Consider the following 13660-nt stretch of genomic DNA (forward strand, 5'->3'; position numbering starts at 1 on the left):
TAAACACGCCTCATGGAAAAAACATATAACCCGCAGTCTATCGAACAGTCTCTTTACCAAAACTGGGAAGAGAAAGGTTACTTCAAGCCACACGGCGACGAGTCTCAAGGCAACTATTGCATCATGATCCCGCCACCAAATGTGACGGGTAGTTTGCATATGGGTCACGCCTTCCAAGATACCATCATGGATACGTTAACCCGTTACCAGCGTATGAAGGGTAAGAACACCCTTTGGCAGGTCGGTACAGACCACGCCGGTATTGCCACTCAAATGTTAGTTGAGCGTAAAGTGGCAGCCGAAGAAGGCTTAAACCGCCATGATTTGGGTCGTGAAAACTTTATCGATCGTATCTGGGATTGGAAAGAGCAATCTGGCGGCACCATCACTAAGCAGCTACGTCGCCTTGGCGCATCTGTTGATTGGGACCGTGAACGTTTTACTATGGACGAAGGCATGTCTGAAGCGGTACAAGAAGTATTTGTACGCCTTTACGAAGATGACCTAATCTACCGCGGTAAGCGCCTAGTGAACTGGGATCCGACCCTGCACACCGCTATCTCTGATTTAGAAGTTGAGAACAAAGAAAAGCAAGGCAGCATGTGGCATTTCCGCTACCCACTTGCCGATGGCGCTTTGACTAGCGATGGTAAAGACTACCTAGAAGTAGCAACCACACGTCCTGAAACCATGCTGGGTGACAGTGCAGTAGCGGTTCACCCAGACGATGAGCGTTATCAATCGCTAATTGGCAAATTCATTTTACTGCCAATCGTCAACCGTCTTATCCCTATTGTCGCAGACGATTATGTTGATATCGAGTTCGGTACAGGTTGTGTGAAAATCACTCCTGCGCACGACTTTAACGACTATGAAGTCGGTAAGCGACATGAATTGCCGATGTACAACATCTTAACCATTGATGCGGCAATTCGCTCAAGCGCTGAAGTGGTTAACACCGACGGCACTGCAAACAACGAACTAGATAATAGCCTACCTGAGCGTTATGTCGGTCTTGATCGCTTTAAAGCGCGCAGCGCGATTGTTGCAGAGTTTGAAACATTAGGCCTACTGGGCAAAATCGATCCACACGGATTAAAAGTCCCTTACGGTGACCGCTCTGGTGTGGTAATCGAGCCATTACTAACAGATCAATGGTATGTTGCCGTTGCACCTATGGCTAAAACTGCCATGGAAGCGGTTGAAAACGGTGACATCAAGTTTGTACCACAGCAGTATGAGAACATGTACAACTCTTGGATGCGTGACATTCAAGACTGGTGTATTTCACGTCAGCTTTGGTGGGGTCACCGTATCCCAGCTTGGTACGACGAAGCAGGCAAAGTGTATGTTGGCCGCGATGAAGCAGAAGTCCGTGCTAAGCACAGCCTTGATGACTCAGTAGTACTTCGCCAAGACGCCGACGTACTTGATACCTGGTTCAGTTCAGCATTGTGGACGTTCTCTACACTAGGCTGGCCAAAAGATACCGCTGAGCTTAAAGCCTTCCACCCAACTGATGTGTTGGTTACTGGTTTTGACATCATCTTCTTCTGGGTTGCCCGTATGATCATGATGACCATGCATTTCATCAAAGATGAAAACGGCAAACCACAAGTGCCGTTCAAGACGGTATATGTGACAGGCCTTATCCGTGATGAAGCCGGTAACAAGATGTCTAAGTCTAAGGGTAACGTACTTGATCCATTAGACATGATTGACGGTATCGACCTTGAGTCACTAGTGACTAAGCGTACTGGCAACATGATGCAGCCACAACTTGCCGCTAAGATTGAAAAGAGCACGCGTAAAGAGTTTAGCGAAGGTATCGAGCCGCATGGTACTGACGCACTGCGCTTTACACTAGCGTCTATGGCATCAACGGGCCGTGACATCAACTGGGACATGAAGCGCCTAGATGGTTACCGCAGTTTCTGTAACAAGATCTGGAACGCATCACGTTACGTATTGATGAACACCGAAGTGCAAGCTGAAGGCGCGAGCGATGATGCTGTTGGCGAAGCGCTAGATTGTGGCCAAATTCTGGTTGATGGCAAGCCAGGCGCAATGGAGCTATCGATTGCCGATCGCTGGATTATCGGTCTGTTCAATGAAACCGTTAAAGCCTACGACGAGCACATGGCTAACTACCGTTTCGATCTTGCCGCTAACACCATTTACGAGTTCACTTGGAACCAGTTCTGTGACTGGTACTTAGAGTTAACGAAACCTGTTATGCAAAGTGGCACCGATGCACAGCTTCGTGGTACGCGCCATACTTTGGTTAACGTACTAGAGCAGATGCAGCGTCTAATGCACCCAATCATGCCATACCTAACTGAGACTATCTGGCAGCGCGTTAAGCCACTAGCCGGTGTTGAGGGTGACACATTGATGTTGGCTGCCTTCCCTGAGTATCAAGCTGACAAAGTCGATGCTGCTGCGATGGAAGATTTAGAGTGGGTTAAGCAAGTGATTGTTGCGGTACGTAACATCCGCGCAGAACTTAACATCGCGCCATCTAAGCCGCTTAATGCATTGCTACGTGGCGTGAGCTACAAAGACAGAGCACGTCTTGAAGCGAACCAGATATTCTTCACTACACTGGCAAAACTTGAGACTATCACCATTATGTCTGAAGATGATGTTGCGCCGATGTCGACTACTCAGCTTGTAGGCAACATGGAGCTATTGATCCCAATGGCAGGTCTTATCGACGTGGCTAAAGAAGTGGCGCGTATCGATAAATTACTCGAGAAAGCGGCAGCTGAATTTGCGCGTATCGAAGGTAAGTTATCTAACCAAGGTTTCGTGGCCAAAGCCCCTGCTGCCGTGATTGAAAAAGAGCGTGCTAAGCAAGCCGAATACCAACGTGATATGGACAAGCTAACTGAACAGAAAGCTGAACTGGCTAAGCTAGAAGGCTAATTCGAAAAGCTACAAATAGCGTAAAAAAAGAAAAAGGGCTGTCATCGACAGCCCTTTTTGTTAGCTAAAATCTAATACTTCAACAAAATCACACTCGGTAGTAAGCAATCTCTTGCTGCATAGATTCAGCAAGCTGGGCAAGCTCATGGGTCGCGGCCTGCGTTTGCTCTGCACCTGCTGCTGTTTGATCTGATATATCGCTAATATTAATAATATTGCGACTAATCTCTTCGGTCACTAAGCTCTGCTCTTCTGATGCGGTCGCTATCTGCGTATTCAAAGCACTAATTTGCTCGATGCTCACCATAATTAACTGTAGCGCGTCACCCGCTTGTTGTGATTTATCCACGCTTAACTTAGCTTGCTCTGTACCGCGCTCCATCATCAACATCGAGTCGCGTGCGCCCTGTTGCAAATGCTGGATCATCTTCTGGATCTCCTCAGTCGAGTCCTGAGTTCGTTTAGCCAGCGAACGTACCTCATCAGCGACAACAGCAAAACCTCGGCCCTGCTCTCCAGCCCTAGCCGCTTCAATTGCCGCGTTTAAGGCAAGTAAGTTAGTTTGCTGCGAGATCCCTTGAATAACATCAACAACTGAGCCGATTTCATCAGATGACTTAGACAACAATTGCATCGCTTCTGTCGCCCCATCCATCTCTGTTGATAACGTCTCGATCACCGCAATACTTTCACTCACAACGGTTTGCCCATGATGAGCCACGTCATTTGCTTCTGTTGACGTCATAGCTGCAGCTTCGGCACTTTGCGCAACTTCTCGCACCGTTGCAGAGAACTGATGAATCGCGGCAGCGATTTGCTGAGTTTGCTGTTGCTGGTCAATCACATTACGCTGAGTCTGAGTCGATACCACAGAGTTCTCTTCCGCTGCACTGGCTAAGCGAGCTGTCGACTCATGGGTATTTTGTACAGCATGCTGAAAGCGTGCCGCAATTTGATTCACATAGGTAGCAATATGCGAAAACTCATCATCCCCACCAAGCTCTATGCGCTTGGTTAAATCGCCATTAGCAATATCAATGGCAGTGGTTTCTAGCTCCGTCATCGCCTTGCCCATACGACGAACAATAAGTGATGAGCTAATCGTTATAACCAAGATACAAACCGTCGAGAAAACCGCCACCAGCAAGAGATAAATACGCATGTCTTCATTAAAACGATTGAAGCTATCTCGCCCCTCTACAACCTGCATATCTAAGAAAGACTGCGCCTCAGCGGTAATGTTCTTAAACAGTGGGTTAATCTGTGTCAGCAACACCCGGTTTGCCGCTTCATACTCGCCTCGCTCTAAGGCATCTATTGTTGGGTTAAACCCCTGCGCGACCACTTTATCGAGCTGAGTCTTTAAACGGCTAGCTTGCAGCCGTTCTTCATTATCTAATTTCGCGCCTAAGATTTCATTATCGATAATATTATACAGCAGCTCGATAGCCGCCTGTGCCTGGCTAACATGCAGCCTCAGAGGATGGTTATGCATTTCAGAAAACGGGCTACTTGGATCGTGCTGAAACGCTAATAAAAGCTCACTTCGAGCAGTAGCAAGTTCATTAAGCACCTGTCCAGCGCGAATACTATGCTGCATACCTTCGGCATACAGCTTTCCTATCGAATCGCCCGCATCTTGCATACCAGAAATCCCCTTATACCCTAGGAATAGGAAAGAGATCACGGTCAAAAATACAATCAGTTTTAGTTGAAAACGTACTGATTTAAATGCTGAGACAACATTCGCTTGCGAGTGATTCGATTGGCGAAGGTCTTCTCGGTCTAGCTGTTCGATTAATACAGACATACAGTTCCCTAGTCTCCGGGGTTGCCTTACTGAAATATAAGAAATGCTCGATTTAACTACCTACTCATTGCTTCTAACAATATCGAGTCGGCAAGCAGCATAGAGTAAAAGCGACAATTTAATACCTGAAAATCAATCGATTGTATAAATAGTTGATATGGGTCACAGCGAAAACGAGTCGTAGAATTGGCGGCAAAGCCAATAGTGAGAAATACTAATTTAGTCACCACTAAATTTACAACAAATGTCAATTTGATGACAACGCCAAAAAACCGCCTTAAACATTGTTTTATATAACTATTTTAAAAATAACCATTGCTTTAAACATGAAACAAATTCAAGATGTAAACAAATTGCATAGAGTGTAAATAAAATGAAGCATTTGCTTGTATCGAGTTGTTTATTATTAGGCTTATCGGCCTGTGGCGGATCAGATGATTCGGGATCTGATAATGGCGGCGTAATACCGCCCTTAGCTCAAGCTCCCACTATTGAGCTCGGCGATACCGTAACGGCATGGAATGATTCGCTGATAAACCTCACCGCTGATGTCAATATTTATGCCACTGGCGCTAATACATTTAGCTGGCAGCAAGTATCAGGACCCGAAGTCACATTACAAAACGCGACACTTGAAGGCGTAACTATTAATGCCAAAGAACTATTACAAGATAGCAAGATTGCCCTCAGCCTTACGGTTACAGATAGCAGTAACCAAAGTGCTAGCGAGCAGATAACGATTCAGCTCAATGATAAAATCAGCGCGGCGATGAAAAGCGGCGATGCCAGTATTGCCGCCGCAATGTCACCACAAATAATCAAGCGCGCCTTGAGTCACATTCAGCAGTATCGCTTAGACGGCGATACACTGCTAAAAAGCATCTACCAAAATGATAGCCTTCAATACGATCAAGGCCGTCACTCACAAATGATCCAGCTTGCAGGCGCAGAACATGCCTATCCGCAAAATAAGGCTTATGCCATTGTTACGGGTAATAAAGGCCTAACCTTCGCAGCTACCAATGACAAGTCTGGTCAACGCAATGCTGCATTCGGCACCGATATTATTTCGAGCATGCAGCAAGGTCATAACGCTAGTTTTGAACCTAGCTTTAAGCGCTTATTAGGCTGGATGCTCAAGCAGGATGAAACTGCACTGGCAAAGCCACAACAAGTACGTCTGTTTCTCATGAGCGGCAATACGGTCAGCCGCATCAATAGCTGGATTAGCGAACACTACCCTAATTGGCAGGTACAAACCTGTAGCGATGAAACCACGCTTAGCAGTTGCTTAGCCGAGGCGCAGTTGGTGATAACCGGCTCTTCAGAGCTATTTCCAATCAAAACTGTTGAGCCACTGATTGCTCAAATTCAACAGGCGACACAACCACTGCTCTATGTGCACCTACATAGCTGGAATAGTGTTCCCTTAACCCAAACCGTACTGAACCCTATGGGCTTTAGCATGCAAGGTTCTGGCGGGCCTGGTAACTATTTTGCTCAAGATAAAGCCGACTGGTCATCTGCCACCGCGATGCTCGACAGCTTCAGCGCGCTAGATAAAGAACAATTATGGTTAAGCCTATTCGATAGCGAACGCGTCGATTTTAACCTTGCCAATTGTGCAACGAGTTGCGATGCCAAATTTAACGATGATTATCGGCCAGCGCTCGGTACTATTCGCAGTAATATCCAAGCGATAGAAACCAGTAAACGTGATATTTTCAATCAGCCTGACTACTCTCTCTACAAGCTGCTTATCTTACTTGGTGATAACTATCGCCAAGCGATTCAATACCCGATGGATGTGACGACGACCGATAGCTTGAATTACCTTAAAGCCTATTACGCCGATCATAGCGTTTATAACTTCCGCGATATTAATGCTGTACCAAAGGACTTAGGCAACTTTAGTCGCACCGACTTTAGCCAAATCAGCGCTGTAGATCAGCATGTGAGTTTAAGCAGTAAAAAAGGTTTCCGCTCTGCTGGCGTTTACGCCCTACCGGGCCAAACTGTAAGCGTGACGCGAAGTGATAACAGTCAAGTCCGCACCTGGGTATTTATCAATACTCTGCGCTCAGGTTCAACTCATGAGTTTGCCAGCAACGGCTACAACCGCCCTAAATTATTGCAATCGACCCATATTGAAGTTAAGGCCGGTGAAACCATTAAGTTTACCAGTCCTTATGGCGGACCGATGCAGGTGCGTTTTGACCAAACTGACTTAGCCACTGAATTTAGCTTTAAGCAAGTAGGCCTTCATCCATATTGGCGCACAGGCATGGACGGCAACAAGTTCATGCAAGATTTAGCGGCAAATCAATATGATTGGAGTGAGCTGGCAACAGAGCATTTTGAGGTGCATTCCAAAATCGATAAGATGCAAAACACCCTAAGCCACGAGCCACGGTGGAATACCCCAGAAAAAATGGCAACCGCCATCATGACCCAGGTCCATAACTATCCACATCTATTGGCAGGTTTTAAAGGGCCGTTTATCGACGAGGTTGCAGAGATCAGTGAGTTTGCCACCAGCCAAGGCTGGCAAGTCGATACTATTGATACTGTAAAACATATGAATGCCGACCAAGCCACCTGCGGGGCGGGCTGCTCTGGCAACCCTTATGATGCGAGCTGGTCATTTAGCCCAACTGGCCACGGCGATATCCATGAGCTAGGGCATGGGCTTGAAAAAGGACGTTTACGTTTTGATGGACATGATGGCCATTCAACCACCAATCCTTACTCCTATTACACTAAGTCACGCGCCTATACCGAGCTAGGTAAATTACCTTCTTGCCAAGGTCTTAACATTGATGATGAGTTTGCAGTATTGCAACAAAGCATGAATCAAGCCGACCCATTCGCTTATATGCAAGAGGCTAAGCTAACAAGCTGGTCAAATGGCATGGCAACCATGCTGCAGATGATGGTTGCTGCGCAGAAATATGGCGCACTGGAAAATGGTTGGCATCTGCTCGCAAGACTACACATTTTATTGCGTGAATTTGAACGAGCTAAAGGCTCAGAAGAACTTTGGCTGCAAAAGCGCGCTTTACTCGGCTTTAGTCAATTTAACTTAGATGCCGCAAAGAACATCTCAAATAATGACTTCTTGATGGTGGCGATGAGCTACTCCACTCAGTTAGATTATCGTGAGCTTTATCAAATGTGGGGACTGGCGACGACACAAGCGGCCAAAGATCAAGTCGCTGGATTTAACTTTAGTGTTATCGACAGGAAAGTATATGTCTATAACCCTGGGGATTACTGCCTAAGCTTAGATCTTCAAGCTGTAGCGGTGGATGGTAAACAGGCTTGGCCACTTTAACCCGGTATTTTCAGCGGCGAGTTAAGCGCTAAATTAAGTGTAAATGTGCTTATCGATTAAATAAGCAATCAAATGATCAAAGCCACCAAGATACGGTGGCTTTAGTTTATCCCTCCTTGGTGCGTTTACAAGCCCTATAATATAGATTAAGTTGTGAACAGTTATCATAAAAAATGTACTGAACAAATCATCGAGTTATCGCCATGCATAAGCCATTTGTTATGCGAAAAAATATGCTATTCGATAAAGACTAAAAGGACATTACAACATGGACACCAACAAGCTATTACTTATCATCATTGCGATTCTATTGCCGCCATTGGCAGTATTTTTAAAAAATGGTGCGGGTAAAGACTTATTAATCAACATTATTCTCTGCCTGCTTTTCTTCGTTCCTGGTTTATTACACGCTCTGTGGGTCGTCACTAAGTCGTAATCTAACGAGTAGTTACCTAGCGAGTATTAGCAGCTTGGTATTACTTGGTTAGTTTTAGTTGCTTAGTCTTAGTCGCTTAGTTTTAAAAAGACTGTCCTTCACTATATGCTTGCTAAGTAACCCCAGCTACTGACTCGCCTATAAATGCACAAAGCCTAGTCTCTAATGAGCTAGGCTTTTTGTTTTCCAAAAAGCCAAACATTGGCTGCATTTTACTTATTCTGCGTCAACATCGCCGTCTGCTCTAACTGTTGCTTAACGAGCTCTATCATCGCCTTAGCCGCAAAAGAGAGAGTTTGCTGCTTATGCCAAAACAGGGACAATTCCCACCTAAGATCATTTGCCGCAAGGGGCACATTAACCACAGCATCAACTCGATAGCGCTCGGCAATAATCTGCGGTAACACCATAATTCCCGTACCGGCCGCAACCAGAGCTATGCCAAAGTCAGCATGGCTGACTCGAGTAATTTCAGCGGGGACAAAACCCGCCTTATCGCAGGCCTCTAAGATCAGCTCATAGAGTGCATATTCAGGTTCAAACATCACCTGCGCTAAAGATTGCAGATCTTTAAGCTGTAGCTCTTGATAACCGGCTAACGCGTGGGTTTTCGGCACCACGACGACCATAGGATCATTACGGATCCTTAATCCATCAAATTCACCATCAAATTCAATGATCCCTGTTGCCAACTCAATTTCATTTTTTTGTAAGGCTAGTGTTTGCTCAATGCCGCCACGAACCAGTAATTGCATATCAACTTTCGGATATTGCTGCCTAAACTTTGCTATAACAGGGGCAAATAGCTCGGCGCTACCAAGCGGAGCTAAGCCTAACTTTAAGCTGCCGCCGGTTAAATTACGCAACGCATCGAGCTCATTAAGCAGCTCTTGGCGACCAGCCAGCAATTGCTGCGCATGTCGATAAACCACTTCACCTGCCGCCGTTAGCTTAATTTGTGTGCCACGCTTACCACGCTCTAACAACACCATATCGAGCTCTTCTTCTAGCATTTTTATTGCCTTAGAAAGCGCAGGTTGAGTTAGAAATGCTGTGCGGCTTGCTTTTGCAAATCCACCCGCATCCACGACTTGCATAAAATAGTGCAGGGTTTTAAGATCCATTTAGATAACCAAAATTGATAGATTCCATTCTTAATATTCATTTTTTCTATCAATTAAGCAAGCGTAAACTAAGCATCAATCCTCAAAGCCCTAGTTTGGAATTCACCATGGCAACTTTTGCCAAGCCCTGTCATAAAAATGCTAAGCATATCGCTTTAGCCGCCTCACAGATGATCGCACAAATCGTTGCTTTGTGTTTATTGGCCTGGGCCTGCCAAGTATTAGCACAGAAAATTAACTCCCCTATCCCCGGCAGCGTAATTGGTTTAGGGATTTTATTACTGCTACTTGCCAGTAAGATGGTGCCTGAAAAAAGCGTCAATATGGGAGCCACTTGGCTCATTGGCGATCTACTGCTGTTTTTTATTCCTCCCGTTGTGGCGGTCATTAAATATGAAGCCTTGCTTGAACATTATGGCTTGGTGCTTATCAGTTCCATGTTAGTCGCTAGCACCTGCGTGTTATTGGGCACGGCTTTTACTGTCGATAAATTATTCAAATTTGAACGAAGGCTGCGATTAAGAAAACACTTAGCCTCTTCAAAAGCGCAAGTCATACCGCTACGCCCTGTCGATTTACCCCATGAGAAAAGGAAGGCTGCGTGAATCATTCTGCTATAGGAATATTTTGCTTGGTCTTAACATTGGCGGGTTATTACGCCAGTAAAGCCCTCTATCGCCGTCAACGTAAAGTCTGGTTTGCGCCCATTATTGTCGCGCCTGTCGTTATTTTGTTAGTGGTTGTGTGTTTGAATATTAGTGTTAACGACTACTTCAGTTACACCCACTGGCTAGCTGCGATGCTCGCTCCTGCAACAATCGCTTTTGCGCTGCCAATTTACCGTGAACGCCTGTTAATTAAGCAGTATCCACTGACCTTAAGTTTAGGTGTTATAACGGGTTTATTACTCGGCTTGGGCTCCTCTTGGCTATTGGCCTACTTAACCAACATGCCAGCCGAGTTATCTCATAGCTTAATGGTACGCTCAGTCTCAACCCCCTTCGCTATCGAAGCCACTGGCGCCTTTGGTGGTGTGCCAGAACTCACCGCTATGCTGGTGCTACTGACAGGGATCATGGGCATGCTCATTTGTGAGCCTTTATTTAAAGTCGCTAACATTCGCAGCTCTGTTGCTAAAGGCGTCGCATTAGGTGCTTCCGCCCACGGAGCTGGCGCCGCTAAGGCGAGTGAATTAGGCCGTCAAGAAGGGGTTATCGCGAGCCTGACCATGATATTTACCGGGATTGCGATGGTATTAAGCGCCCCACTCTTTGCCCGATTACTCAGCTAATCGCAACAATACCTATTGAAGTACAACTTGATTCAAGCAATAAAACGACAACTTGAATCGAACCATATTTATGCTTTATTTAGCCTTGATGTGTAATTCCGGCCTCCATAGCCATATCAGCCGCAAGCTTATGGCTTACCTCGCTCCCTCACAATTATCGGCACTTCAGAGTACTTTCCCCATAAAACTCAATTTTGTTTAAAACATCCGTTACGACTCAATGTAATAACGCATTGGTGTTTGCAACCAAATTAGGTAAAGTGTCGCATGCAATTACAAGCTTGCAGCGTTTTGGCAGAGATTCACACGCTCTACAAACCCAAAACCAACACAATTAAGATATATACATAATAACGATTAAATAATTAAAACATTTGAAGGGATAGCTATGAGTGATTCGAACGATGCTTATGCAGATAACGACCTAAGGGAAGTTAAGCAGCTGGGTATGTGGGCCTCTATTGCCAGCTTAAGTTACATTTTCTGGATTGTCGGCGGCATGGAGCTCGTTGAGCGAATCGCCTATTACGGCGTTAAAGCCAGTGCTGGCCTCTACGCCAAAGCCCCAGTATCAGAAGGTGGCTTAGGCATTAGCCTCAGTGATTATGGTGTCATTATTGCTCTGTGGGCATTTATGCAGACCTTTGTACCTGTCTTTACCGGCGGGATCTCAGACCGTGTCGGCTATAAAGAAACAATTTTTGCCTCCACACTTATCAAAATTGCTGGCTACTTAGTCATGGCGTTTTTCCCAAGCTTTTATGGTTTCTTATTTGGTGCCATCTTGCTTGCTGCCGGTACTGGTATATTTAAGCCTGGGATCCAAGGCACATTAGTCTTATCCACGGGTAGACAAAACACCTCGATGGCATGGGGTATATTCTATCAGGTCGTTAATATTGGTGGTTTCCTCGGCCCACTGGTTGCTGTGCATATGCGTCAGCTATCTTGGGATAACGTATTTTATGCCTGCGCTGCAATCATCTCGTTTAACTTCCTGTTCTTATTTGCTTATAAAGAGCCCGGAAAAGAAGAGCGTTTAGAACGTAACCGTAAAATTAAATCGGGTGAGATTAAGCAAGAAGCGCTCTGGCGCGATGCTTTACACGAGCTAAAAAAGCCTATCGTTATCTACTATATGTTGGTATTTGCGGGTTTCTGGTTCCTGTTTAACTCACTGTTCGATGTTCTACCTATTCACATTTCTGAGTGGGTCGATACCAGTGTAATTGTGACCTCGCTATTTGGTCCAGAAGGGACCTCTAATGGCTTCTTCCAATTCTGGCTAGGGCTTGATAATACCGGAACTAAGGTGATGCCAGAGGGCATGCTAAACCTAAATGCCGGCATGATCATGACCAGCTGTTTCTTGGTCGCTGCTTTAACCGCTAAATACCGTATCACTACAGCTATGCTCGCTGGCTGCTTGTTGAGTATTTTGGCGTTCGTATTGATTGGCGCAACAAACGCGGCATGGATGATTGTGCTTGCGATTGCGATGTTCTCATTCGGTGAAATGATGATCAGCCCAAAGAAGAACGAGTTTATGGGTAACATTGCACCGGAAGGTAAAAAAGCCATGTACTTAGGCTTTGTTATGTTACCGCAGGGTATTGGCTGGACGCTTGAAGGTTACTTTGGTCCTAAACTCTACGAGATGTATGCATCGAAGGAGGTTTTTTCCCGCGAACTATTGGCCGAACGTGGCATGAGCGCTGCAGATATTAGCGCGATCCCACAGGGTGAAGCTTTTACAACTTTGGTTAGCTACACCGGCGAGAGTGCACAAGCACTGACAACGCTTTTATATAACACCCATGATATAGGTATGGCTTGGTATATCATTGCCGCAATCGGTAGCATCTCAGCGATTGGTATTTACCTTTACGGTAAGTGGTTGTTTAAGCTTCAGCAGCGTTAAGCAATGTACTGTTACTAAGTATGAAATAAAAAGCAGAGACAAAAAAAGCTGACCTCGGTCAGCTTTTTTTTCGCTTTAAATTTCACATTATCGGAGATAGGTGATAATGGATAACTTATAACTTAAGCGGCTTGTTTTTCTGCAGCGGGCTCATATGCAGCAACTGCAACTGGACCAACTGGTAAAATAACGCGGCCAAACTCAGCATTTAATACTTGTGCCATAGCAAAGTAAATTGCGCTTAAACCACAGAAGATACCTTCGTAGCCAGCGATCGTGCCGATTAGCTCACTACCCGTGAAATCACGAGCTGCAAGTAGGAAGAACAAAATCGTTAATGATGCAAACACAACTTGCTTAGCACGTGGGTAACGTAGTGAGCCCACAAAAAGTGCTGCTGTGAACAGACCCCATAAACCTAAGTACCAACCCATAAAGCTAGCTGGGCTTGCTTCTGCTAGGCCCATTTTAGGCATAACGATTAAGCCAACCAAAGTTAACCAGAATAAACCGTAAGAAGTAAATGCAGTTGTACCAAACGTGTCACCACGCTTAAAGCACATGATACCAACGATAACTTGAGCGATACCGCCGTAGAAGATCCCCATTGCTAAGATCATTGAATCAATTGGGAAGAAACCTGCGTTATGGATGTTAAGTAAGACAGTTGTCATACCAAAGCCCATTAGGCCTAGTGGAGCTGGGTTAGCTAGTTGTGTCGACATTAAGTTCCCCTACAGGAAGTAGTCAAAAAATATATTCGCACCGCTAAATGCAAATATGAAATTAAGTTAATTTGAGCGCGCGCATTCTAGT

9 protein-coding genes are annotated in these 13660 nt (G+C 45.4%); 6 read left to right on the top strand and 3 right to left on the bottom strand.

Annotated features, from left to right (window positions below):
• Positions 1–12: 12 nt before the first annotated feature.
• Positions 13–2928, top strand: a complete 2916-nt coding sequence (locus ACVBIO_RS01350; protein ID WP_447164468.1) for a valine--tRNA ligase — start codon at positions 13–15, stop codon at positions 2926–2928.
• An 88-nt stretch (positions 2929–3016) separates the two neighbouring features.
• On the opposite strand, the gene ACVBIO_RS01355 is transcribed toward ACVBIO_RS01350, so the two are convergent.
• Positions 3017–4738: a methyl-accepting chemotaxis protein gene (locus ACVBIO_RS01355; RefSeq protein ID WP_447171822.1), complete on the bottom strand. Its 1722-nt coding sequence runs from the start codon at positions 4736–4738 to the stop codon at positions 3017–3019.
• 373 nt (positions 4739–5111) lie between these two features.
• Here ACVBIO_RS01355 and ACVBIO_RS01360 point away from each other — a divergent pair, with 373 nt between their 5' ends.
• Complete coding sequence (locus ACVBIO_RS01360; protein WP_447171823.1) at positions 5112–8072, top strand: ImpA family metalloprotease; 2961 nt, start codon at positions 5112–5114, stop codon at positions 8070–8072.
• A gap of 268 nt (positions 8073–8340) precedes the next feature.
• Complete coding sequence (locus tag ACVBIO_RS01365) at positions 8341–8508, top strand: YqaE/Pmp3 family membrane protein (RefSeq protein ID WP_447160290.1); 168 nt, start codon at positions 8341–8343, stop codon at positions 8506–8508.
• A gap of 212 nt (positions 8509–8720) precedes the next feature.
• Here the strand turns inward: ACVBIO_RS01365 and ACVBIO_RS01370 are convergent, their stop codons facing one another.
• A complete protein-coding gene (locus ACVBIO_RS01370; RefSeq protein ID WP_447160289.1) occupies positions 8721–9632 on the bottom strand; it encodes a LysR substrate-binding domain-containing protein in 912 nt (303 codons plus the stop codon).
• A 107-nt stretch (positions 9633–9739) separates the two neighbouring features.
• Here ACVBIO_RS01370 and ACVBIO_RS01375 point away from each other — a divergent pair, with 107 nt between their 5' ends.
• The 3 genes from ACVBIO_RS01375 (at position 9740) to ACVBIO_RS01385 (ending at position 12844) form a co-directional block, all read left to right on the top strand.
• Positions 9740–10237 (top strand): CidA/LrgA family protein, encoded by a 498-nt coding sequence (locus tag ACVBIO_RS01375; protein ID WP_447160288.1) that lies wholly within the window; start codon positions 9740–9742, stop codon positions 10235–10237.
• Complete coding sequence (locus ACVBIO_RS01380) at positions 10234–10923, top strand: LrgB family protein (RefSeq protein ID WP_447160287.1); 690 nt, start codon at positions 10234–10236, stop codon at positions 10921–10923. Before ACVBIO_RS01375 ends, ACVBIO_RS01380 begins: the two co-directional genes overlap by 4 nt.
• A gap of 388 nt (positions 10924–11311) precedes the next feature.
• Positions 11312–12844, top strand: coding sequence for an MFS transporter (locus ACVBIO_RS01385; protein WP_447160286.1), 1533 nt, complete (start codon positions 11312–11314; stop codon positions 12842–12844).
• A 122-nt stretch (positions 12845–12966) separates the two neighbouring features.
• Here the strand turns inward: ACVBIO_RS01385 and ACVBIO_RS01390 are convergent, their stop codons facing one another.
• Positions 12967–13569 (bottom strand): acetate uptake transporter, encoded by a 603-nt coding sequence (locus ACVBIO_RS01390; RefSeq protein WP_447160285.1) that lies wholly within the window; start codon positions 13567–13569, stop codon positions 12967–12969.
• Positions 13570–13660: the final 91 nt, after the last annotated feature.

This window comes from Shewanella sp. 0m-8, from assembly GCF_052977265.1.

Excerpts from the sequence above, each read along its gene's own strand:
- ACVBIO_RS01350 (WP_447164468.1), top strand. The coding sequence starts at position 13 with ATGGAAAAAACATATAACCCGCAGTCTATCGAACAGTCTCTTTACCAA.
- ACVBIO_RS01355 (WP_447171822.1), bottom strand. The coding sequence starts at position 4,738 with ATGTCTGTATTAATCGAACAGCTAGACCGAGAAGACCTTCGCCAATCG.
- ACVBIO_RS01360 (WP_447171823.1), top strand. The coding sequence starts at position 5,112 with ATGAAGCATTTGCTTGTATCGAGTTGTTTATTATTAGGCTTATCGGCC.
- ACVBIO_RS01365 (WP_447160290.1), top strand. The coding sequence starts at position 8,341 with ATGGACACCAACAAGCTATTACTTATCATCATTGCGATTCTATTGCCG.
- ACVBIO_RS01370 (WP_447160289.1), bottom strand. The coding sequence starts at position 9,632 with ATGGATCTTAAAACCCTGCACTATTTTATGCAAGTCGTGGATGCGGGT.
- ACVBIO_RS01375 (WP_447160288.1), top strand. The coding sequence starts at position 9,740 with ATGGCAACTTTTGCCAAGCCCTGTCATAAAAATGCTAAGCATATCGCT.
- ACVBIO_RS01385 (WP_447160286.1), top strand. The coding sequence starts at position 11,312 with ATGAGTGATTCGAACGATGCTTATGCAGATAACGACCTAAGGGAAGTT.
- ACVBIO_RS01390 (WP_447160285.1), bottom strand. The coding sequence starts at position 13,569 with ATGTCGACACAACTAGCTAACCCAGCTCCACTAGGCCTAATGGGCTTT.